The following is a 26,183-nucleotide window of genomic DNA, read 5'->3' as shown; positions in this document are numbered from 1 at the left end:
CCTGCCCGACCCCGACAGCGCGTGGGCGGGTGTGGCGGGGGTGTTCGTCGGGCCGCGTTCCGGGGTGGAGCGGGTTTTGGCGGAGGTGTGGGCTGAGGTTCTGGGTGTGGAGCGGGTCGGGGTCGAGGACAACTTCTTCGAGCTCGGTGGCGACTCGATCGTGAGTATTCGTGTGGTGGCTCGGGCGCGTGAGCTGGGTGTTCATGTGACGGTGGCGCAGTTGTTCGATCATCAGACGGTGGCGGGGCTGGCGTCGGTGGCGTCGTCCGGGAGTGGGGTTGTTGCCGAGCAGGGTTTGGTGGTGGGTGGGTTCCCGCTCACTCCGATTCAGCGGTGGTTTTTGGAGCGGGGGTTGCCGCGGGCCGGGCATTTCAATCAGTCGACGGTTGTGGAGGTCGACGGGTGGGTTGATGTCGAGTTGTTGCGGTCGGCGGTGGGTGTGCTGGTCGAGCAGCATGATGCGTTGCGTTCGCGGTTCGTGCGGCGGGGCGGGGCGTGGGTCGGGCATGTGGTGGCCGCTGAGACGTCGGATCTGGTCACGGTCGTCGACGCGACGGGCGTGGGGGGTGAGGTTGAGGCGGAGTTCCTTGAGGCGCGAGCCACCGAGATCCAGGCCGGCCTCGACCTGGAGCAGGGACCACTCTTCAGGGTGGCGCTCTTCGACCTCGGCGATCGGGGGCAGATAGTCCTGGTCGTCGCTCATCACCTGGTCGTGGACGCGGTGTCCTGGCCGGTGTTGCTTGAGGATCTGGCGTCGGCGTATGCGCAGGTCGAACAGGGTGTCGGTGGTGTGGAGCTGGTGGCGAAGACGTCGTCGTTCGTGGCGTGGGCGCAGCGTCTGGAGGAGCTGTCGGGTTCGCCGGAGGTGGTGGCGGAGGCGGAGTTCTGGCGGGCCGTCGAGGCGGCGGCGGAGCCTTTGCCGCGGGTCTTCGAGGGCGGGGCGAACCTGGTGTCGGGGGCGCGGCGGGTGTCCGTGGTCCTGGATGCCGTGCTGACGGAGCGACTGCTGCGTGAGGTGCCGGCGGCGTTCCGGACGCAGATCAATGATGTGCTGCTGAGCGTGCTGGGTGCGGTGTTCACCGAGTGGAGCGGGTCGCGGTCTGTCGTGGTGGATGTGGAAGGTCACGGCCGTGAGGACGTCGGTGCGGACGTGGACGTGTCCCGTACGGTGGGCTGGTTCACCAGCGTCCACCCGGTGGAGCTCACCGCCCTGGTCGAGGGTGACCTGGGTGCGCTCCTGCGCCGTACGAAGGAGTACTTGCGGGGTGTCCCTCGCAAGGGTCTGGGTTACGGTCTCCTGCGCCACCTCACCGACTGGGTCCCGCAGGGGCATGCCGAGGTCGGCTTCAACTACCTCGGACAGTCCGGCCGCCGACCGGACGCGGCTGGCGACGCTGCCGCCAAGGACAACAGCCGCGTCCGCTTCCGGCCGTCCGGTGATCCGCTCGGTGCGACGCAGTCGGCCGAGGGCGAGCGCCCCCACCTCATCGAGGTCAACAGCCAGGTGGCCGACGGTCGCCTGGAGATGGTGTGGACGTATGGCGCCGAGGTGCACGACGAGGCCACGGTCACCGGGCTCGCGGAGCGGTACGTCGAGGTGCTGGCCGAGCTGATCGAGTACTGCTGCCGCCCCGACACCGGCGGGCACACGCCCTCCGACTTCCCGCTCGCGGCGCCGATCGACCAGGCCGCGCTGGATCGGATCGCGGCCCGCGTCCCCACCGACATCGAGGACATCTACCCGCTCACTGCCCTCCAGAAGGGCATGCTCTTCCACGGGCAGCTGTCCGAGGACTCCGGCATGTACTGGGTCCAGAACGGTCTGCTCCTGGAGGGCGACCTGAACCTCGACGCCCTGAAGCGGGCGTGGGAGCTGGCGATCTCCCGGCACGAGGTGCTGCGCACCGCCGTGGTGTGGGAGGGAGTGGCCGAACCGCTCGCCGTGGTGTCGCGATCCGTACCGCTGCCTCTGCGCGTGGTGGACTTCGCGCACCTCGACGAGGAGCGGCGGCAGGAGGCGTACGAGCATTTCCTCGCGGAGGACTGGGCGCGCGGTGCGGACTTCTCCGCGTCGACGTTGGTTCGTCTGGCGTTGGTGCGTCTGGGCGAGGGCCGGCATCAGCTGGTGTGGAGTTATCACCACCTGCTGTTGGACGGGTGGAGTGTGCCCATCGTGCTGGGCGAGGTCCTGGAGGCCTATCACGCTTTCCGCGCCGGCCGGCGGCCCGAGTTGGGTGCGCGGGCGCCGTTCCGTGCGTTCGCGGCGTGGGTGGCGGGTCAGGACGAGGAGGCTGCGCGGGAGTACTGGGCCGGGCGGCTGGCCGGGTTCGGCGAGGTGACGTCGCTGGGCGTGGAACGGGCGACCGGCGAGGAAGGCCTGGAGGAGCTGCACCTGCGGCTGCCGGCGACGGTGGCGGGTGAGGGGCTCGCGGGGTTCGCGCGGCGTCATCGGCTGACGTTGAACACGGTGGTGCAGGGCGCCTGGGCGTTGGTGCTGGCGTTGTACGCGGGTTCGGACGATGTCGTGTTCGGTGTGACGTCGTCGGGTCGTGGCGGTCAGATCGACGGCATGGACGAGATGGTGGGCCTGCTGCTGAACACCACCCCGGTACGGGTGCGGGTGGAGCGTGACCGGCCGGTCGCGCAGTGGCTGGCGGGGCTGCAGGACGAGCAGGTTCGGGCGCGGCGCTTCGAGCACACGCCGCTGGTCACTATCGCCGACTGCAGCGAACTCCCGGCTGGGCAGGCGCTGTTCAACACCCTCTTCGTCTTCGAGAACTACCCTGACCAGGCCCTGGTCGAAGGCCGGGAACTCTCCTCCGAGAGTGGCCTTGAGACCGACCTCAACCACGTCCGGCAGCAGGCGAGCTACCCGCTGAGCGTGACCGCGGGCGCCGGTCGCAGACTCAAGATCAAGTTGTCGTACGAGAAGTCCCAGTACGATGCGGCGACGGTCGAGCGGCTGGCAGGTCACCTGGTCACCGTGCTTCAGGCGGTGGCCGAGGAGGGCGACTGCCGGGTCGGCGAGCTGCCGGTGCTGTCGGCGAGGGAGCGCGACCTCGTGCTGGAGGGCTGGAACGCGTCGACGGCGGAGCTGCCGGCGGTGGTCGGCGTGCACGAGCTGATCGCGGAGCGGGCGGTTGCCGCTCCGGATGCGGTGGCTGTGGTGGCCGGCGGGGAGTCGCTGACGTACGGCGGGCTCATGGCGCGGTCCAACCGCCTGGCGCATCACCTGCGCGGTATGGGGGTCGCCGCCGAGTCGGTGGTCGGTCTGTGTCTGCCGCGTGGGGTGGACATGGTGGCGGCCATGGTCGGTGTCTGGCAGGCCGGTGGCGCGTATGTGCCGCTGGACCCGGAGTACCCGGCTGACCGTTTTGAGTTCATGCTCGCGGATGCGGGTGTGCAGGTCGTGGTGGGCGAGCGGTCCCTGGTGGAGGGTCTGCCGGTCGGGCAGGGTGTGTGGCTGGACGATCCGGCTGTACGGGACACCCTTGCGTCCCTGCCGGCGGAGGCACCTGAAACGACCGTATGTGCCGAGCAGTTGGCGTATGTGATCTACACGTCGGGTTCGACGGGTCGGCCGAAGGGTGTGCAGGTCGCGCACGGCAGCGTGGTGGGCATGGTGTCCGCGCTGGCTCCGGTCCTCGACGCGGGGCCGGGGGTGCGGATGCTGCAGTTCGCGTCGTTCAGTTTCGACGCGGCCGTCCTGGATGTGGCCGTGACGCTCGCTTCCGGCGGCGTCCTCGTCGTCGCGTCCTCTGAGGAGCGGGCCGAGGCGGCTCTCCTGACCTCGATGCTGCGGGCCGAGGCTGTGCGCGCGGCGAGTGTCGTCCCGTCCCTGGTGGGTGTCCTGGACCCGGAGGAAGTGTCCGGGCTTCAGACGCTGCTGCTCGGTGCGGAGCGCCTCACCGAGCCGGTTGCCCGTGCCTGGTCGGCCGGTCGTCGGCTGGTGAACACGTACGGGCCGACGGAGTCGACGGTCATGGTGACCACGGGCGTGGTGGAGCCCGGGGGCTTGACGGGTGCTCCCGCGATCGGTGCGCCGGTGGGCAACGCCCGTCTCTACGTCCTGGACGACCGGCTGAACCCGGTCCCTGTGGGCGTCGCCGGTGAGGTGTACATCGCGGGTCCCCAGGTCGCCCGTGGTTATCGCGGTCGCCCGGACCTGACCGCCGAGCGGTTCGTCGCCGATCCGTTCGCCGCGGACGGCACGTGCATGTACCGGTCGGGTGACCGGGCGCGCTGGCTGCCGGACGGGCAGCTCGACTTCGTCGGGCGGGCCGACAGCCAGGTCAAGGTGCGCGGATTCCGGATCGAGCCGGGTGAGATCGAGGCGGTCCTGGCCGGCCACCCGCAGATCCGCACCGCCGTCGTCGCCGCCTTCGGCGACGAAGAGGACCGACGCCTGGTGGCCTACCTCGTCCCCGCCGACCAGACGGCCGGCATCCCCTCGGTCGCCGACCTCCGCGCGTACGCGGGCAGTCGGCTGCCGGCGTTCATGATCCCGTCCGCGTTCGTGGAGCTCGCGGCCCTGCCGCTGACCCCGAACGGCAAGCTCGACCGTGCCGCCCTGCCCGACCCCGACAGCGCGTGGACGGGCTCGGCGGGCGAGTTCGTCGCGCCGCGTTCCGAGGTCGAGCGGATCCTGGCCGAGGTGTGGGCCGAGATGTTGGGCGTGGAGCGGGTCGGGATCGAGGACAACTTCTTCGAGCTCGGCGGCGACTCCATCATCAGTATCCGCGTCGCCGCGAAGTGCCGCGAGCTCGGTGTCCACGTGACGGTGGCGCAGCTGTTCGGCCACCAGACCGTCGCCGGCCTGGCCTCGGTCGCCACGAGCGAGAGCCAGGCGGAATCCGAACAGGGGCTCGTCGTCGGCGACTTCCCGCTCACCCCGATCCAGCGGACCTTCCTGGACCGCGACATGCCGCGGCCGGCGCACTTCAACCAGGCGGTCGTCCTGCAGGCCACCGGGCCCGTCGACCCCGACGTCCTGCGCCGGGCCCTGGGCGCGCTGGTCGAGCATCACGACGCGCTGCGTTCCCGGTTCGTGCGGCAGGAAGACCGGTGGACCGGCCGCATCCTGGCCGCCGAGCCGGCCGACCTGCTCTCCACGATCCACGTCCCCAGCACGGACGTCGACGCCGACGCCGAACGGCAGCTCCTGGACGCCCGCGCCACCGAGATCCAGGCCGGCCTCGACCTGACCGACGGCCCCCTCCTGCGCGCGGCGCTCTTCGACCGTGGCGACGGCAGCGAGATGCTCCTCGTCGTCCACCACCTCGTCGTGGACACAGTTTCCTGGCCCGTGCTCCTGGAGGATCTCGAGGACGCGTACCGGCAGGTCGAGCAGGGTGCTACCGTCCTGGAGCTGCCCGCCAAGACGACCTCGTTCCTGCACTGGTCGCAGCGCCTGGCAGAGCTCGCGGCGTCGCCGGAGCTCGCGCTCGAAGCCCCCCACTGGCGGCAGGCGGAGGCAGCGGTCGTCCCGCTGCCGCGCGACCACGACGGCCCGAACCGGAACGCCTCGGTGCGCAACCTGCGCCTGTACCTGGACGCCGAGCTGACCGAGCAGCTGCTGCGCGAGGTCCCGGCCGCGTACCGGACGCAGATCAACGATGTGCTGCTGAGCGTGCTGGGCGCGGTGTTCACCGAGTGGACCGGGGCGCGGTCCGTCGTGGTGGACGTCGAAGGCCACGGCCGTGAGGACGTCGGCGCTGACATCGACGTGTCCCGTACGGTCGGCTGGTTCACCAGCGTCCACCCGGTGGAACTCACCAGGCCGGCGGCCGACGGTGACCTCGGCGCGCTCCTGCGCCGTACCAAGGAGTACCTGCGGGGCATCCCGCGCAAGGGTCTGGGCTACGGCCTCCTGCGCCACCTCACCGACTGGGCCCCGCAGCAGCGCACCGAGGTCAGCTTCAACTACCTCGGCCAGTCCGGCCGCCGCCCCGACGACACCGCCCTGGCCACCGAAGGCGCCCGCGGACGTGCCGCCGGCGCCCCCGCCCTCCGCTTCCGCCGCACCGGCCGCACCCTCGGCGAGTCCCAGTCCCAGGACGGCACCCGCGCCTACTTGATCGAGGTCAACAGCCACGTCGCCGACGGCCGCCTGGAGATGGAGTGGACGTACGGCGCCGAGGTGCACGACGAGGCCACGATCACCGGGCTCGCCGAGCGGTACGTCGAGGTGCTGGCCGAGCTGATCGCGTACTGCTGCCGCCCCGACACCGGCGGGCACACGCCCTCCGACTTCCCTCTCGCGACGCAGCTGGACCAGGCCACGCTCGACCGTGTCGCGCAGAAACTGCCCACCGAGATCGAGGACGTCTACCCGCTCACCGCCCTCCAGCAGGGCATGCTCTTCCACACCAGCCTGTCCTCCGACCCCGGCATGTACTGGGCGCAGAACGGCCTCCTCCTCGAAGGCGAACTGGACCTCGACGCCCTCACGCGGGCGTGGGAGCTGGTGGTCTCGCGGCACGAGGTGCTGCGCACCGCCGTCGTCTCCGAGGGTGTGCCGCAGCCGCTCGCGGTCGTCTCCCGCGCCGTGCCCGTCCCCCTGGAGCTGCTGGACCTCTCCGCGCTCGACGAGGAGGAGCGGCGGCACGCGATCTCCGCATACCTGGAGGCCGACTGGGCGCGCGGCGCGGACTTCACCGCGCCCACGCTCGTGCGGATCTCGGTGATCAGGCTCGCCGACGACCGGCACCAGCTCCTCTGGAGCTACCACCACCTGCTCCTCGACGGCTGGAGCATCCCCATCGTCCTGGGCGAGGTCCTGGAGGCGTACCGCGCCTACCGGGCGGGCGAGGAGCGGCCGGTGCTCGCCGCGCGCGCCCCGTTCCGGAACTTCGTCTCCTGGGTCGCCGGACAGGACTCGGACGAGGCCCGCGGATACTGGCGCGACTACCTCGCCGGGGTCACCGAGCCGGTCACCCTCGGCGTGGAGCACGCCACCGGGCAGCAGGGGCGGGACGAGCGGCAGGTGCCGCTGCCGGCCGAGGTCGCCGAATCCGGCCTCGCCGACTTCGCACGTCGCCACCGGCTCACGCTCAACACCGTGGTGCAGGGCGCCTGGTCGCTGGTGCTCGGCCTGTACGCGGGCTCCGACGACGTCGTGTTCGGTACGACGTCCTCCGGCCGTGGCGGACAGATCGACGGCATGGACTCCATGGTCGGTCTGCTGATCAACACCACGCCCGTACGGGCCCGGATCGACCGCGACCAGTCCGTGGTGGAGTGGCTGGCCGGGCTGCAGGGCCAGCAGGTGCGGGCCCGCAAGTACGAGCAGACGCCGCTGACCACGATCACCGAGTGCAGTGCGCTCGCCCCGGGGCAGGCGCTCTTCAACACGCTGTACGCGTTCGAGAACTACCCCGACCAGGCACGGGTTGAGGGCGGCGAGGGCCGGGAGTACGCCGACGGCGACGGGCTGCGGGCTGGCGCCAACTACGGACGCGACCAGTCCAATTACCCCCTGGGTGTGATCGCCTCCTCCGCGCGGGAGCTGGTGGTGCGCCTGTCGTACGACCGTGCGGACTTCGACGACGCCACGATAGAGCGGATGGCCGGCCACCTGGCTACGGTCCTGACGGCCGTCGCCGCGGACTCCGGGCAGCGGCTCGGCGACCTGCCCGTCCTGACCGAGGCCGAGCGTGACCGGCTGGTGCGGGAGTGGAACGACTCCGCCGGACCCGTGTCCGCCGCGGCCGGAGTCCACGAGCTGGTGGCCGAGCGGGCAGCGGCGGATCCCGACGCGACCGCCCTCGTGTCCGGTGAAGTCGCTCTCAGCTACGCCGAGTTGACGGCGCGCGCCGCCCGCCTCGCCCGTCACCTGCGGGACGCGGGGGTCGGGGCCGAGTCCGTGGTCGCCGTGTGCCCCGAGCGCGGCGTCGACATGGCCGTCATGGTCCTCGCGGTGTGGCAGGCCGGAGCGGCCTACCTTCCGCTGGACCCGCAGTACCCCGCCGAGCGCCTGGAGTTCATGCTCGCCGACAGCGACGCCACCGTGCTCGTCGGCCATCGCTCCGTCGGGTCCGAGCTCGCGGCCGCCGCCGGGCTCGACACCGTCGTGTGGCTGGACGACCCGGACACCCGTACGGCGCTCGCCGCGCTGCCCGCCGCACCGCCGGCGGTGCCGGTCCTGGCCTACCAGCTCGCGTACGTGATCTACACCTCCGGTTCCACCGGCCGGCCGAAGGGCGTCCACTTGTCTCACCGCGGGCTGGTGAACCTCGTCGCGGCGCAGCAGGCGGCGCTCGGTACCGGCCGCGACGACACCGTGCTCGGTTTCGCGCCGTTCAGCTTCGACGCCTCGGTGTGGGAGCTGGTCATGGCGCTGGCTGTCGGCGCGACCCTGGTCGTGGCCGAGGCGCCGGACCGTGCCGACCCGGCCCGGCTCGCGTCCCTGGCCACCCGCGGCGGGGTGAGCGTGGCGACCGTACCGCCGTCGCTGCTCGAGGCGCTCACGCCCGGCGACCTGGACGGCGTGACCACGCTGGTGACCGCGGGCGAGCGGCTCGACGCCGGCCTGGCCGCCGCGTGGCGGCAGCGCCACCGGCTGTTCAACGCCTACGGGCCGACCGAGACCACGGTCTGCGCGAGCGTCGCCGAGGTCGAGGACCCGGCCCTGAAGGGCGCGCCGCCGATCGGCGCCCCGATCCTCAACGTCGGCGTGTACGTCCTGGACGCGTCCCTGCGCTGCGTGCCCATCGGGGTCTCCGGTGAACTGTTCGTCGGCGGAAGGCAGTTGGCGCGCGGCTACGGAGGACGGCCGGCCATGACCGCGGAGCGGTTCGTGGCCGACCCGTTCGCCGCCGACGGCTCCCGGCTGTACCGGACCGGCGACCGGGTGCGGTGGTCGGCGGACGGGCAGCTCGAGTTCCTGGGCCGCGCCGACGACCAGCTGAAGGTGCGCGGCTACCGGATCGAGCCGCTGGAGATCGAGGCGGCGCTCACCGCGCACCCGGGTCTTCGGACGGCGGTCGTCGTCGCGTTCGGGGACGGCTCGGACCGTCGGCTCGTCGCCTACGCCGTCCCGGCCGACCACGCGGAGGGCCTGCCGCCCGTCGCCGAGCTGCGCGCCTTCGCGGGCGAGCGGCTGCCCGAGTTCATGGTCCCGTCGGTGTTCGTGGAGCTCGCCGAGCTGCCGCTGACCCCGAACGGCAAGACCGACCGGGCGGCGCTGCCCGAGCCCGCCGGATTCCGGACCGGGAGCGGCGGCCGGTACGTCGCCCCCGCCACGGCCACCGAGGAACTGCTCGCCGACGTGTGGGCGAGCGTGCTCGGCGTGGAGCGGGTCGGTGTCCTCGACGGCTTCTTCGAGCTGGGCGGCCACTCCCTGCTGGCCACTCAGGTCGTCTCCCGGGTCCGCGAGATGTTCTCGGTGGAACTCCCGCTGGCCGCCCTGTTCGACCGGCCGACGGTACGGGGCCTGGCCGCGCTCGTCGACGGCGCCGCCCGGGACGCCGCGCCGCCGGTGACGCCCGTGGCGCGGGACGCGGCCCTGCCGCTGTCGTTCGCGCAGCAGCGCCTGTGGTTCCTGGACCAGCTGGAGCCCGGATCGGTCGACTACAACATGTCCACTCGTCTGCGGTTCGCCGGCGAGCTGGACGCCGCCGCCCTCGGCGCCGCCCTGGACGCGCTCGTGGCCCGCCACGAAGTCCTGCGGACCCGCCTCGTCGCCGGTGCGGACGGTGTGGCGCAGCAGGTCGTCGACCCCGCGGCCGGTCTGCCTCTGTCGGTCGTGGACGTGTCCGGCGCCGCCGACCCGCAGGACGCCGCCGACCGGCTGATCGGCGCCGACGGCCTCACGCCCTTCGACCTGGCGACCGGCCCCCTCGTCCGCGCCACCCTGCTGCGCCTGGCCCCGGACGACCACGTCCTGAGCCTGGCCATGCACCACGTCGTCTTCGACGAGTGGTCGGACCGGATCGTCCGGCGCGAACTGTCCGCGCTGTACGAGGCGTTCCGGGCCGGCGAGCCCGACCCGCTGCCGCCGCTCGCCGCCCAGTACGCGGACGTCGCGGCCTGGCAGCGGCAGTGGCTGACCGGCGACGTGCTCGACGAGCAACTCGACTACTGGCGCGCCCGGTTGGACCGGGCCCCGGTCCTCGAGCTGCCCACCGACCTGCAGCGTCCCCAGGTGCGGTCCACAGCGGGTGCCGTCACCCGCTTCAGCATCGCGCCGGACACCACGGAGGCGCTGCGCGCGCTGTCCCGCGAGAGCGGCACGACGATGTTCATGACACTGCTCGCCGCGTTCAGCGTCCTCCTCGGGCGCTACGGCGACACGGACGACGTCGCGATCGGCACGCCGGTCGCGAACCGCTCGCTCGCCGAGACCGAGGACCTGATCGGCTTCTTCGTCAACACGCTGGTCATGCGCACGGACCTGTCCGGCAACCCGTCCTTCGCCGACCTCCTCGGACGGGTGCGGGAGATGGCACTCGGCGCGTACCGGCACCAGGACCTGCCGTTCGACCGGCTCGTCGACGCGCTCGTCGCCGAACGCGACCGGTCCCGCAACCCGCTGACCGACGTCATGTTCAGCTACGTGCCCGGGGAGCCGGGCGACCCCGGTGACCAGGGCTCCGGCCTGGTGGGGACGGCCGTCACCGGAACGGGCCCCGAGCCCGTTCCCGTGAAGTTCGACCTGGTCCTGACCCTGGCCGACGACAACGGCTCGCTGACCGGTGAACTCCAGTTCAGCACCGCGCTGTTCGAGGCCGCGACCGTCGAGCGGATGGCCGCGCACCTGATCACCCTCCTCGAAGGCATCGCTGCCGACGCGGGACAGCACGTGGCCGAGGTGACGCTGCTGCCCGAGGCGGAGCGCCGGCTGCTCGTCGAGGAGTGGAACGACACCGCCGCAGACCTGCCGCCCACCGGCGGCCTGCACGAGCTGATCGCCGCGCAGGCGGCCGCCACGCCCGACGTCGTGGCGGTCCTGGCGGGTGAGCAGTCCCTCACGTACGGCGCGCTGATGGCCCGCGCGAACCGGCTGGCCCACCGCCTGCGCCTGGCCGGCGCGGGACCGGAGTCCGTCGTCGCGCTCTGCCTGGACCGCTCCGCCGACATGGCGGTCGCCTCGCTGGCGGCCTGGCAGGCCGGGGCGGCGTACCTGCCCCTCGACCCCGCCTACCCGCTGGAGCGGCGCCGGTTCATGATGAGCGACACCGGCGCGTCGGTGCTCGTCGCCCACGAGGCGGTGGCCGCCGACCTCGCCACCGACGGCACCGTGGACACGGTGCTGCTCCTGGACGACCCGGCGACCTTGGGGGAGCTCGACACGTTCCCCACGACCCCGCCGGAGGGGCGCTCCCTGCCCGACCAACTGGCGTACATCATCTACACGTCCGGTTCGACGGGACGGCCGAAGGGCGTCCACGTCCCCCACCGCGGCGTGACGACCCTCGCCGAGGCGATGCGCCCGCTCCTGCAGGCCGGCCCGGGCGACCGCGTCCTCGCGTTCGCGTCCTTCAGCTTCGACGCCTCCGTGTGGGAGGTGGTGATGGCGCTGCCGACCGGCGCGACCCTGGTCGTGGCCGAGCGGCAGGACCGCACCCCGCCCGAGCGGCTGACCTCGATGATGCGACGGACCGCCGTGGGCCTCGCCTTCATGACACCCACGCTGCTCGGGGTGCTGTCCCCGGACGACCTCCCCGACCTCGCCGCGGTGCTGGTCGGTGGCGAGCGCGTGGAGGCCGCGCTCACCGCCCGGTGGCGCCGGCGGCTGAATCTGCTGAACGTGTACGGGCCGACCGAGACCACCATCGCCACGACCGGCGGACAGGTCACCGCGGACGGCACCCCGCCGATCGGCACCCCGTTCCTCGACGAGCGGGTCCACATCCTCGACCTGGCGCTCAACCCCGCCCCGGTGGGCGTCGCCGGTGAACTGTTCATCGCCGGCGCCGGCGTCACCCGCGGCTACGGCGGCCGGGGCGCGCTGAGCGCCGAGCGCTTCGTCGCCGACCCGTTCGCCGCGGACGGCAGCCGCATGTACCGCTCGGGCGACCGGGCGCGCCGGCTCGCGGACGGGCGTCTGGAGTTCGTGGGCCGCGCGGACAACCAGGTGAAGGTGCGCGGCTTCCGCATCGAGCCCGGCGAGATCGAGGTCGTGCTCGCCGGCCACCCCGGCGTCAGGACCGCCGTCGTGACGGCGTACGGCAGCGGTGCGGAGCGCAAGCTCGTCGCCTACCTCGTGCCCGCGGACATGGCCGAGGGCATCCCGCCCGTCGCCGCGCTGCGCGCCTTCGTCGGCGAACGCCTGCCCACGTTCATGGTGCCGGCGCTGTTCACCGAGATGGCCGGCCTGCCGCTGACGAGGAGCGGGAAGATCGACCGCGGCGCCCTTCCGGCACCGGACGGGGCGAGCGTGGCGGCGGCGGGCACGTATGTCGGGCCACGCACCGAGGTGGAGCGGATCCTCGCCGAGGCATGGGCGGAGGTTCTGGGTGTGGAACGCGTCGGGATCGAGGACAACTTCTTCGACCTCGGCGGCGACTCCATCATCAGCATCCGCGTCGTCGCCCGCGCCCGCGACTTCGGCGTGCACGTGACGGCGGCGCAGCTCTTCGACCACCAGACGGTGGCCGGTCTCGCCACGGTGGCGGCGAGCGAGAGCACCGCCGACGCCGAACAGGGCGTCGTGGCGGGCGGCTTCACGCTCTCGCCGATCCAGCGGTGGTTCCTCGGCCGTGAGCTGCCGCAGGCGGCGCACTTCAACCAGTCCACGGTCCTGGAGGCCGACGGCCCGATCGACCACGAACTGCTGCGGGTGGCGGTGCGCGCGCTCGTCGAGCAGCACGACGTGCTGCGCTCCCGGTTCCTGCGGGAGGACGGGGAGTGGGCCGGGCACCTGGTGGCTGCCGAGACGGCCGATCCGGTGTCGGTGATCGACGTCTCCCACATGGACGACGCCATGGACGAGGCCGCCTACCTGGAGACACGCGCCACGGAGGTCCAGGCGAGCCTCGACCTGAAGCGGGGGCCGCTGTTCCGGGTCGCCGTCTTCGAGCGCGGCGACCGGGACCCGCTGGTCCTCGTGGTGGCACACCACCTGGTGGTCGACGCGGTCTCCTGGCCGGTGCTGGTGGAGGACCTGATCTCCGCGTACGCGCAGGCCGAAGCGGGCGCCGCGACGGTGGAGCTACCCGCGAAGACGACGTCCTTCCCGCGGTGGACCCAGCGGCTCGCCGAACTGGCCGGCTCGCCCGAGCTGGCCGCGGAAGCCCCGTACTGGCGCGCTGCCGAGGCCGCCGCCGCGCCCCTGCCGCGCGACCGCGCCGGGAGCAACCGCGCGACCTCGGCCGGCGAGATCGTGGCCACGCTCGACGCGGACCTCACCGAGCAGCTCCTGCGCGAGGTGCCGAGCGCCTTCCGCACCCAGATCAACGACGTCCTCCTCGCGGCGCTCGGCTCGACCCTGACGTCATGGGCCGCGGCTCCGTCCGTCGTCGTCGACCTGGAGGGCCACGGCCGCGAGGACGTCGGCGCCGACATCGACGTGTCCCGTACGGCCGGCTGGTTCACCAGCGTCTACCCGGTGGTGCTCACCGACGCGGCCGACGGCGACCTCGGCGCGCTGCTGCGCCGTACGAAGGAGTACCTGCGCGGCGTCCCGCGCAAGGGCCTGGGCTACGGCCTGCTGCGCCACCTCACGGACTGGAGCCCGCAGGGTCACGCCGAGGTCAGCTTCAACTACCTGAGCCAGAACGCCGCGCGCACCAGCGACCGCACGCCCGCCACCACGCGGGGCGCGGCGGGCCGGCTCAGCCCGGGCAAGGGATCGCTCGGCCGCGCCTGGTCGACGGAAGGCGACCGCACCCACCTGCTCGACGTCAACTGCCGCGTCTTCGATGGTCAGTTGGAGATGGTGTGGGCGTACGGCTCCGAGGTGCACGACGAGGCGACGATCGCGCGCCTCGCGGAGCGGTATGTCGAAGTGCTGGCCGAGCTGATCGAGTACTGCTGCCGCCCGGAGACGGGCGGTCACACGCCGTCCGACTTCCCGCTCGCGCCGATCGACCAGGCCGCGCTCGACCGTGTCACGCGCAGCCTGCCGACCCGGATCGAGGACATCTACCCGCTGACCGCCCTCCAGCAGGGCATGCTCTTCCACACCCGGCTCTCCGGCGACCCCGGCATGTACTGGGTGCAGAACGGGCTCTCCCTGGAGGGCGAGCTCGACTTCGACGCCCTGAAGCAGGCCTGGGAACTGGTCGTCTCCCGGCACGAGGTGCTGCGCACCGCCGTCGTCTGGGACGGCGTGCCCGAGCCGCTGGCCGTCGTCTCCCGCTCCGTACCGCTGCCCCTGGACGTCCGGGACGTCTCGCACCTGGACGAGGAGGCACAGCAGCGGGCGATCCGCGAGCACCTGGAGGCCGACTGGGCGCAGGGCGCCGACTTCTCCGCGCCCACCCTGATGCGGATCACCGTCATCAGCCTCGCCGACGACCGGCACCAGCTGGTCTGGAGCTACCACCACCTGCTCCTCGACGGCTGGAGCCTCCCCATCGTCATGGGCGAACTGCTGGAGGCGTACGACGCCTTCCGCACCGGCCGGGCCCGGCCGGACCTGACCCCGCGCGCGCCCTTCCGGGACTTCGTCGCCTGGGTCCACGGCCAGGACCTGGACCAGGCGCGCGCCTACTGGCGCGAGCGGCTGGCCGGGATCACCGAACCCACCACGCTCGGCGTGGAGCGGGCCACCGGTGACCAGGGCCGTGCCGAGGCCCAGGTCGCGCTGTCACGCGCGACCGCCGAGTCCGGCCTCGCCGACTTCGCCCGCCGTCACCGGCTGACGGTGAACACGGTCGTCCAGGGCGCGTGGGCGCTCCTCCTCGCCCTGTACTCCGGCACGGACGACGTGGTGTTCGGCGTGACGTCGTCCGGGCGCGGCGGCCAGGTCGAGGGCATGGACACGATGGTCGGCCTCCTGATCAACACGACCCCGACGCGCATCCGCGTCGACCGCGAACAGGCGGTCGTGGACTGGCTGGTCGGGCTGCAGGACGAGCAGGTGCTGGCCCGCCAGTCCGAGCAGGTTCCGCTGGTGACCATCGGCGAGTGCAGCGAACTGCCGGCCGGGCAGGCCCTGTTCAACAGCCTGTTCGTCTTCGAGAACTTCCCGGACCAGACCCTGACCGAGGGCCGGGACACCTCCGCCTCCAACGGCCTGCAGGCCGACCTCAACTACGGCCGTGAACAGGTCAACTACCCGCTCCACATCACCGCCGGCGCGGGACACGACGTCAGGATCAAGCTCTCCTACGACCGCGCCCACTTCGACGCCGAGACGGTCGCGAGCATGACCGGCCACCTGGCCACCCTCCTGGACGCTGTCGCGGCCGACGAGGGCCGGCGCGTGGGCGAGCTTCCGGTGCTGACGGCGGGTGAGCGGGATGTGGTCGTGCGGGGCTGGAACGACACGGGCGTGGAGGTGTCCGGGGTCGGCGGTGTTCATGGCCTGATTGCCGCGCGGGCCGCTACGGCTGCGGATGCGGTGGCTGTGGTGGTCGGCGGGGAGTCGGTGACGTACGGCGGGTTGATGGCCCGGGCGAACCGTTTGGCGCGTCACCTGCGGTCGGTGGGCGTGGGCGCGGAGTCCGTGGTCGCGGTGTGTGTGGAGCGCGGCGTGGACATGATGGTGGCGGGCCTTGCGGTGTGGCTGGCGGGGGGTGCGTACCTGCCGCTGGATCCGGAGTTCCCTTCGGACCGGCTGGAGTTCATGCTCGCGGACAGTGGCACGGGGGTGCTGGTGGGTCATCGGTCGGTGGCTGGCGGGTTGCCGGTGGAGTCGGTGGGTTCGGTGGTCTGGCTGGACGACGCGGAGACGCGGTCGATGCTGGAGAGTCTCTCGTCTGTGTCCCTCGATGTGCCGTGCATCGAGGACCAGTTGGCGTATGTGCTGTACACGTCTGGTTCGACCGGTCGGCCGAAGGGCGTGCTGGTGGGCCAGGCGAGTTTGGTGAACTTCCTTTCCGGTATGGCGACGCGTCCGGGGCTCGACTCGGACGATGCGCTGCTGGCGGTCACGACGTTCGGCTTCGACATCGCGGGGCTGGAGTTGTGGCTGCCGCTGGTGGTGGGTGGCCGTGTCGTGGTCGCTGATCGTGAGGTGGTGGGCGATCCGGGCGTGCTGGCGGGTGAGCTGGAGCGCTGGGGTGTCTCGGTGATGCAGGCGACGCCGGTGACGTGGCAGATGCTGGTCGCCGACGGCTGGACCGGACGGCCTGGGCTGCGGGCGCTGTGCGGTGGCGAGGCGCTCCCGGACGGCTTGGCACGTGCCTTGGTGGAGCGCGTCGAGGGCCTCTGGAACATGTACGGGCCGACGGAGACGACGATCTGGTCGACGTGTGAGCAGGTGACGCCGGATCGGGCGCCGGGGATCGGGTCGCCGGTGGCGAACACTCAGGTGTACGTGCTGGACGGCCGGCTGGAGCCGGTGCCGGTGGGTGTGGCGGGTGAGCTGTTCATCGGCGGTGCCGGGGTGACCCGCGGGTACCTGCGTCGTCCGGACCTGACCGCGGAGCGGTTCGCGGCTGACCCGTTCGCTGCGGACGGTTCGCGGATGTACCGGACGGGCGACCGCGTGCGGTGGATGCCTGACGGCCGCCTGGAGTTCATGGGCCGCGCCGATGAGCAACTGAAGGTGCGTGGCTTCCGTATCGAGCCGGGCGAGATCGAGGAGGCTCTGGTCGGGCATCAGGCGGTCGGCTCGGCGGTCGTCGTCGGCCGCGGGCAGGGCGTGGAGCGCCGGTTGGTGGCGTACGTCGTTCCCGCCGACCAGGCGGAGGGTGCTCCGTCGGCGGGCGAGCTGCGGGAGTGGCTGCGCGTCGGCCTGCCGGAGTACATGGTGCCGTCGGTGTTCGTCGAGCTGGCCGCGCTGCCGCTCACCCCGAACGGCAAGATCGACCGCAAGGCCCTGCCCGAACCCTACGGATCCCTTGGTGGTCTGGAGGGGCTGTACGTTCCTCCCGCCACGGTCTCGGAGGAGCTGCTGGCGGGGATCTGGTCGCAGGTGCTCGGAGTGGACCGCGTCGGTGCCACGGAATCCTTCTTCGACCTGGGCGGCCACTCGCTGCTCGCGACGCAGGTGATCTCCCGGATCCGGGAAGCGTTCGGGGCCGAGGTGCCGCTGTCGGCGCTGTTCGACCGGCCGACGGTGCGTGGCCTGGCGGCCGCGATCGAGACCTCCGCCGGAGATGCCGCGCCGCCGGTCGTACTGGCGGACCGTACGCAGCCGCTTCCGCTGTCGTTCGCTCAGCAGCGCCTGTGGTTCCTGGACCAGCTGGAGCCGGGCTCGACGGAGTACAACATGTCGACCCGTCTGCGCCTGACCGGGGACATGGACGTGGTGGCTCTGGCTGAGGCCCTGGACGCGATCATCGACCGCCACGAGGTCCTGCGGACCCGCCTGGTCGCGGGTGCGGACGGGGTCGCGTACCAGGTCATCGACTCGCCGGCCGCCATGCCCCTGCCGCTCGTAGACGTGTCCGGGAGCAGCGATCCGGAGGGCGTCGCCGACGACCGGTTCGCCGAGGACATCCTGACGCCGTTCGACCTGGGGAACGGGCCTCTGGTGCGGGCCGTGCTCGTAAGGATCGCTCCGGACGAGCACGTGCTCTCCCTCGTCATCCACCACGTCGTCTTCGACGAGTGGTCGGACCGTGTGCTCCAGCGCGAGCTGGCGGCCCTGTACGAGGCGTTCCGGGCGGGCGAGGCGAACCCGCTGCCGCCGCTTGCCTTCCAGTACGCGGACGTCGTCGCCTGGCAGCGCCAATGGCTGACCGGCGACGTGCTCGACGGCCAGTTGGGCTACTGGCAGCGTGCGCTGGCGGATCTGCCGACGCTCGACCTGCCGACCGACCGGCCGCGTCCGGCGGTGCGCTCCACCGATGGCGCGGTGGCCCGGTTCGTCGTTCCGGCCGACACCGTACGGGCGCTGCGCGCCCTGTCCCGTGCCCACGGCACGACGATGTTCATGACGCTGCTGGCGGCCTTCAACGTCCTGCTGGGGCGGTACGCGGAGGCGGACGAGGTGGTCGTCGGCACGCCGGTGGCGAACCGGAACCGTGCCGAGACCGAGGACCTGATCGGGCTATTCGTCAACACGCTCGTACTGCGCACGGACCTCTCCGGCGCGCCCACGTTCGCCGAACTCCTCGGCCGGGTGCGTGACACCGCCCTCGGTGCGTACGCGCACCAGGACCTGCCATTCGAGCAATTGGTGGACGCGATGGACGTCGAGCGGGACCGCTCGCGCAGCCCGCTCTTCCAGACGCTCTTCAGCTACGTCGCGGGGGACCCGGGCGAGCTGCAGCAGGAGGTCGGCGACAGCGCAGCCGGCACCGCGAGCAGGTCGGCCGCCGACGGGGCCTCGCACAGCGGTCCTGGGCCGGTGAAGTACGACCTGGCGCTGGCCCTGGCGGACGCCGATGGCGCGCTGGCAGCGGAGATCCAGTACAGCACCGCGTTGTTCGACGCGGCGACGGTGGAGCGGATGGCAGGGCACTTGGTCACGTTGCTGGACGCTGTCGTGGCGGACGCGGATCGGGAGATCAATGAGCTTCCGGTGCTGACGGCGGGTGAGCGGGATGTGGTCGTGCGGGAGTGGAACGACACGGGCGTGGAGGTGTCCGGGGTCGGCGGTGTTCATGGCCTGATTGCCGCGCGGGCCGCTACGGCTGCGGATGCGGTGGCTGTGGTGGTCGGCGGGGAGTCGGTGACGTACGGCGGGTTGATGGCCCGGGCGAACCGTTTGGCGCGTCACCTGCGGTCGGTGGGCGTGGGCGCGGAGTCCGTGGTCGCGGTGTGTGTGGAGCGCGGCGTGGACATGGTGGTGGCGGGCCTTGCGGTGTGGCTGGCGGGGGGTGCGTACCTGCCGCTGGATCCGGAGTTCCCTTCGGACCGGCTGGAGTTCATGCTCGCGGACAGTGGCACGGGGGTGCTGGTGGGTCATCGGTCGGTGGCCGGCGGGTTGCCGGCGGAGTCGGTGGGTTCGGTGGTCTGGCTGGACGACGCGGAGACGCGGTCGATGCTGGAGAGTCTCTCGTCCACCTCCCTCGATGTGATCTGCGCTGCCGATCAGCTGGCGTATGTGCTGTACACGTCTGGTTCGACCGGTCGGCCGAAGGGCGTGCTGGTGGGCCAGGCGAGTTTGGTGAACTTCCTTTCCGGTATGGCGACGCGTCCGGGGCTCGACTCGGACGATGCGCTGCTGGCGGTCACGACGTTCGGCTTCGACATCGCGGGGCTGGAGTTGTGGCTGCCGCTGGTGGTGGGTGGCCGTGTCGTGGTCGCTGATCGTGAGGTGGTGGGCGATCCGGGCGTGCTGGCGGGTGAGCTGGAGCGCTGGGGTGTCTCGGTGATGCAGGCGACGCCGGTGACGTGGCAGATGCTGGTCGCCGACGGCTGGACCGGACGGCCTGGGCTGCGGGCGCTGTGCGGTGGCGAGGCGCTCCCGGACGGCTTGGCACGTGCCTTGGTGGAGCGCGTCGAGGGCCTCTGGAACATGTACGGGCCGACGGAGACGACGATCTGGTCGACGTGTGAGCAGGTGACGCCGGATCGGGCGCCGGGGATCGGGTCGCCGGTGGCGAACACTCAGGTGTACGTGCTGGACGGCCGGCTGGAGCCGGTGCCGGTGGGTGTGGCGGGTGAGCTGTTCATCGGCGGTGCCGGGGTGACCCGCGGGTACCTGGGTCGTCCGGACCTGACCGCGGAGCGGTTCGCGGCTGATCCGTTCGCTGCGGACGGTTCGCGGATGTACCGGACGGGCGACCGCGTGCGGTGGATGCCCGACGGCCGCCTGGAGTTCATGGGCCGCGCCGATGAGCAACTGAAGGTGCGCGGTTTCCGTATCGAGCCGGGCGAGATCGAGGCGGCTCTGGTCGGGCATCAGGCGGTCGGCTCGGCGGTCGTCGTCGGCCGCGGGCAGGGCGTGGAGCGCCGGTTGGTGGCGTACGTCGTTCCCGCCGACCAGGCGGAGGGTGCTCCGTCGGCGGGCGAGCTGCGGGAGTGGCTGCGCGTCGGCCTGCCGGAGTACATGGTGCCGTCGGTGTTCGTCGAGCTGGCCGCGCTGCCGCTCACCCCGAACGGCAAGATCGACCGCAAGGCACTGCCCGAGCCGGCCGAGCTGCGCGGCGAAGGGGACACCTCCTTCGTAGCTCCGGCTACGGTCTCGGAGGAGCTGCTGGCGGGGATCTGGTCGCAGGTGCTGGGCCTGGAGCGGGTCGGTGTCACCGATGGCTTCTTCGACCTGGGTGGTCACTCGCTGCTCGCGACGCAGGTGATCTCCCGGATCCGGGAGGCGTTCGGGGCCGAGGTGCCGCTGTCGGCGCTGTTCGACCGGCCGACGGTGCGTGGCCTGGCGGCCGCGATCGAGACCTCCGCCGGAGATGCCGCGCCGCCGGTCGTACTGGCGGACCGTACGCAGCCGCTTCCGCTGTCGTTCGCTCAGCAGCGCCTGTGGTTCCTGGACCAGCTGGAGCCGGGCTCCACGGAGTACAACATGTCGACCCGTCTGCGCCTGACCGGGAACGTGGACCTCGTAGCCCTGAGCGCCGCACTGGACGCGGTCGTCGACCGCCACGAGGTGCTCCGCACCCGCCTGGTGGCAGGCGCCGACGGCGTGGCGTACCAGGTCATCGACCCGCCCGCCTCCCTGCCTCTCCCCGTCCTCGACCTCTCCGGGAGCGCGGACCCGCAGGATGCGGCCGCCCGTCTGATCGCGGAGCTCGGCACGGTCCCCTTCGACCTGGCGGACGGGCCCCTGATCCGGGCCACGCTCGTCCGGCTGGGGAGCGACGAGCACGTGCTCGCGCTGCTGATGCACCACGTCGTGTCCGACGAATGGTCGGACCGCATCCTCCGACGCGAACTCCTCGCGCTCTACGAGGCGTTCCGCGCCGGCGACTCGAACCCGCTGCCGCCGCTTGCCTTCCAGTACGCGGACGTCGTCGCCTGGCAGCGCCAATGGCTGACCGGCGACATCCTCGACGGCCAGCTGGGCTACTGGCAGCGTGCGCTGGCGGAACTGCCGACGCTCGACCTGCCGACCGACCGGCCGCGTCCGGCGGTGCGCTCCACCGCCGGTGCGGTGAGCCGGTTCGCCGTTCCCGCTGACACGGTCCAGGCGCTGCGCGCGCTCTCCCGTGCCCACGGCACGACGATGTTCATGACGCTGCTCGCCGCCTTCGACGTCCTCATGGGCCGCTACGCCGGCACCGACGACATCGCCGTCGGCACCCCGGTCGCGAACCGGAACCGGGCGGAGACCGAGAACGTCATCGGCATCTTCGTCAACACGCTCGTGATGCGTACGGACCTGTCCGGCGACCCGACGTTCGCCGAACTCCTCGGCCGGGTGCGCGAGACCGCCCTCGGTGCGTACGCGCACCAGGACCTGCCGTTCGAGCAGCTGGTGGACGACCTCGTCACGGAGCGGGACCGGACGCGTACCCCGCTCTTCCAGACGCTCTTCAGCTACGTCGCCGAGGACCTCCGGGACACCGGATCCGAGAGCGAACCGGTTGCGACTCCAGGCCGGGATGCCGACGGCTCGGGGTTCGTACCGGAGTCGCCGCCCGTCAAGTTCGACCTCATGGTCACCCTGGGCGAAGGCGAGGACGGCGGCTCGCTCGCCGGGGAGATCCAGTACAGCACCGCACTCTTCGACGCCACGACCATGGAGCGGATGGCCGGGCACCTGGTCACCCTCCTCGCGGCCGTCGCCGGCGAGGACGCGGACCGGCGGATCGGCGATCTGCCGCTGCTGACCTCGGCCGAGCACGACCAGCTCCTGCACGAGTGGACCGACAACGCGGCACCCCTGCCGCTGGTCAGCGGGATGCACGAGCTGATCGCCGGGCGGGCGGTCGCGACGCCGGACGCGGTCGCCGTCGTGTCGGGCGAAGAGAGCGTCACCTACGGCGCGTTGATGGACCGCGCCAACCGCCTCGCCCATCACCTGCGCGACCTCGGTGTGGGCACCGAGTGCCCGGTGGCGCTGTGCCTGGAGCGCGGCCCCGACATGGTCGCCGCGGTCCTCGCGGTCTGGCAGGCCGGGGCGGCGTACGTCCCGCTCGACCCGGGCTACCCGGCGGACCGCCTGACGTTCATGCTCGCGGACAGCGGTGCCGGCATCCTCGTCGGCCACCGCCGCGCCGCGGCCGACGTGGCGGCGGGAGGCACACTGGACACGGTGGTGTGGCTGGACGACCCCGACACCCGTGCGGCCCTCGCGGCCCGGCCGGCCACTTCGCCCGGCGTGGGGGTCCACCCGCAGCAGCTCGCGTACGTCATCTACACCTCGGGTTCGACCGGCCGCCCGAAGGGCGTGCAGATCACCCACGGCGGTGTCGTGAACCGCGTCTCGTGGATGCAGGACCAGCATCGGCTGACCGCGGCGGACCGCGTGCTCCACAAGACGCCGCTCACGTTCGACGCCTCGGTGTGGGAGCTCCTTTGGCCGCTGTCGAACGGCGCCGAACTGGTCCTCGCCGCTCCCGGGCGGCAGGGCGACCTGGACTACCTGGTGGAGCTCATCGAGTCCCGGCGGATCACGGTCGTTCAGTTCGTGCCGTCGCTGTTCAAGCTGTTCGTCTCCCACGCCTGGCCGTCGTCCCTGTCAACGCTGCGGATGGTGTTCTGCGGCGGTGAGGCGCTGCCGGCGGCTGATGTGACCCGTTTCTATGCGAGGAACGCCACGGCGCTGGTGGCGAACCTGTACGGCCCGACCGAGAACACCATCGACGCGGCGAGCACGGTGTGTCCGCGCCCGGACGGCACGACGGACTGGTCGCCCGGCGGCCTCGTCCCGATCGGCCTGCCGCTGACGAACGTGCGGCTGATGGTGCTGGACGAGCGGCTGAAGCCGGTGCCGGTCGGCATCGCCGGCGAGCTGTACATCGCCGGTGCGAGCCTCGCCCGGGGTTACGGGCACCGGCCCGCTCTGACCGCGGAGCGGTTCGTAGCCGATCCGTACGCGGGTGACGGCTCCCGCGCCTACCGGTCGGGCGACCAGGTGCGCTGGCGCGCCGACGGGCGCCTGGAATTCCTCAGCCGCATCGACCAGCAGGTGAAGGTGCGCGGCTTCCGTATCGAACCGGGAGAGATCGAGGAGGCACTCGCCGGCCATCCCCAGGTCAGGTCCGCGGTCGTCACCGCCTGGGGCGAGGACGAGGACCGCCGTCTGGTGGCCTACTTGGTGCCGGCCGACCACGCCGCCGGGATGCCTGCGGTGGCCGAGCTGCGCGAGCATTTGAGGCGCAGCGTCCCCGAGTTCATGGTCCCCTCCGTCTTCGTCGAGCTGGCCGATCTGCCGCTGGCCCCCAACGGCAAGCTGGACCGGGCCGCACTGCCGGAACCGGAGCTCGGCCGCTCGGAGGCGGACACCTCCGTGGCCCCCACCGGTGCCGTCGAGGAGCTGCTCGCGGGGATCTGGACGAGTGTTCTGGGCATCGACCGGGTCGGCGCCGAGGACAACTTCTTCGAGCTGGGCGGGCACTCGCTGCTCGCCACCCAGGTGATCTCCCGGATCCGGAACGTCCTGGGCGCCGAGGTCCCGCTGGCGGCGCTCTTCGACCAGCCGACGGTACGCGGCTTGGCCGCGACCGTCGCGGAGACGGCCGACCGGCCGGATATCCGGCCGGTGACGCCCGTCGACCGGGACCGGACGCTGCCGCTGTCGTTCGCGCAGCAGCGCCTGTGGTTCCTGGACCGGCTGGAGCCCGGATCGCTGGAGTACAACCTGCCGATGCGGGTCCGGATAGGCAGCGACCTCGACATCGCCGCCCTCCAGGGGGCGCTGACCGCGGTCGTGGCACGGCATGAGGTGCTGCGGACGCGCCTGGTCGCGGACGCGGACGGTGTGCCGCACCAGGTCATCGCTCCGCCGACGACCTTCGCGCTGCCGCTGATCGACGTGTCGGCGGAGGGCGCTCCGTTCCTCGTGGCCGGGAAGCTCGTCGCGGCGGACGAGGCGACCCCGTTCGACCTCGCCGCCGGCCCGCTGATACGCGCCGTGCTGATCCGGGTGGCGGCCGACGAACACGTCCTGGCCCTCTCGATGCACCACGTGGTCTCGGATGAGTGGTCGACGCGCATCTTCCAGCGGGAACTGATGTACATGTACGCCGTGTTGCGCGAGGGCGGCGAGCCGTCGCTGCCGACCCTGCCCGTCCAGTACGCGGACTTCGCGGTCTGGCAGCGGCAGTGGCTGACCGGCGAGGTCATCGACGCGCAACGCGCCTACTGGAATGAACAGTTGGCCGGCGCTCCGACCTTGGAGCTGCCCACCGACCGGCCGCGACCGGCGCTGTGGTCGCCGGCCGGCGCGACGGCGCGGTTCGAGGTCCCCGAGCCGACGATGACCGCGCTCAGGGCGCTGTCCCGCGAGCACGGCACGACGATGTTCATGACGCTGCTGGCCGCATTCGACGTGCTGCTCGGCCGGTACGCGGGGTCGGACGACGTGGTCGTGGGAACGCCGGTCGCCAACCGGAACCGGGCCGAGACCGAGGACCTCATCGGGTTCTTCGTCAACACGCTCGTGATGCGCACGGACCTGTCGGGCGACCCGACGTTCGCCGAACTGCTCGGCCGGGTACGGAAGGTGGCCCTGGACGCGTACGCGCACCAGGACCTGCCGTTCGAGCAGCTGGTGGACGAGCTCGTCACGGAGCGGGACCGGTCGCGCAGCCCGCTGTTCCAGGTGCTGTTCAACTACTTCACCGAGGACGGGCGGTCCGCCGACGCTTCCGCCGGCGACGACAGCCTCGGCCCCGAGTCGTTCCCGGACGACGCCGGAACCACCATGACCAACCGCTTCGACGTCCGTCTGGTGCTGACCGACGGCGGGGGTGCGATGTCCGGAGCGATCGAGTACAGCACCGCTCTGTTCGACGCGCGCACGATCCACCGGATGGCCGGGCACTTCGTCGCCCTCCTCGGCACCCTGACCGCGGACGCGCACCTCAGCCTCGGCGAGCTGCCGATGCTGACGGCGGCCGAGCACGATCAGGTCGTACGGGAGTGGAACGCGACGGTTGAGCGGCTGCCTGCGGTGGGTGGCGTGCATGAGCTGATCGCCGAGCGTGCTGCGCGGACGCCGGACGCGGTGGCTGTGGTGTGTGGTGAAGATGCCGTTGTCTACGTGGAGTTGATGGGCCGGGCGAATCGTCTGGCGCATTACCTGCGGTCGGTGGGTGTCGGCTCGGAGTCGGTGGTGGCGCTGTGCCTGCCCCGTGGGATCGACATGGTGGTGGCCGTCCTCGCGGTGTGGCAGGCGGGCGGGGCGTATCTGCCGCTGGACCCGGAGTACCCGGCGGAGCGGCTGGGCTTCATGCTGCGCGACAGCCGGGCGGCGGTGCTGGTGGGCACCGAGGAGCTGGTCGACGAACTGCCGGTGGGGCGCCTGCGGACGGTGCTCGTGGACGACCCGATGGTGCGGGCGGCGCTCGTGGAGCTTCCGGCGAGTGCCCCCGAGGTGACGACGTCTCCCGACCAGCTGGCGTATGTGATCTATACGTCGGGTTCGACGGGCCGTCCGAAGGGCGTGCAGGTCGCGCATCGTGGTGTGGTGAACCTGGCGCAGGCGCAGGGGCGTGTGTTCGGGGTCGGTGAGGGCGAGGGGGTGTTGCAGTTCGCGCCGTTCGGTTTCGATGCTGCTGTGTCCGAGGTCGTGGTGACGTTGGCGGCGGGTGGCCGGTTGGTGGTGGCGACGGCGGAGGAGCGGGGCGAGCCGCGTGCGCTGGCCGGGCTGGTGCGGGAGAGGGATGTGCGGGTGGCGACGCTGCCGCCGTCGCTGCTGGCCGTGCTTGAGCCGGCCGATCTTGCCGGTCTGAGGACTCTGGTCACCGCCGGTGAGCGGCTGGAGGAGGCGGCGGCCGCGCGTTGGCGTGGCGAGTACCGGCTGCTGAACGCGTACGGTCCGACCGAGGCGACGGTCTGCGCGAGCATCGCCGTCCTCGAGGCCGACGGTGAGGGGGAGGGGGCTCCGTCCATCGGTGCGCCGATGGCCAACACCCGCGCTTATGTCCTCGACGGTCAGCTGCGTCCGGTGCCGGTCGGCGTGCTGGGCGAGCTGTTCATCGCCGGTGTGGGTGTGGCTCGGGGTACGGGCGCCGGGCGGACCTGACGGGTGAGCGCTTCGTCGCCGACCCGTTCGCCGGGGA

1 protein-coding gene is annotated in these 26,183 nt (G+C 72.0%); it reads left to right on the top strand.

Annotated features, from left to right (window positions below):
* Nucleotides 1-31 precede the first annotated feature (31 nt).
* On the top strand, nt 32-26,146 hold the full coding sequence (locus tag ACQEV8_RS03050) for a non-ribosomal peptide synthase/polyketide synthase (RefSeq protein ID WP_432972383.1): 26,115 nt from the start codon (nt 32-34) through the stop codon (nt 26,144-26,146).
* Nucleotides 26,147-26,183: the final 37 nt, after the last annotated feature.

The organism is Streptomyces sp. CA-179760 (assembly GCF_050937045.1).
In the GTDB taxonomy this organism is placed as follows: domain Bacteria; phylum Actinomycetota; class Actinomycetes; order Streptomycetales; family Streptomycetaceae; genus Streptomyces.
Note: the sequence above shows the minus strand (reverse complement) of the source record. Positions and strands in the feature narration are given on the sequence as shown.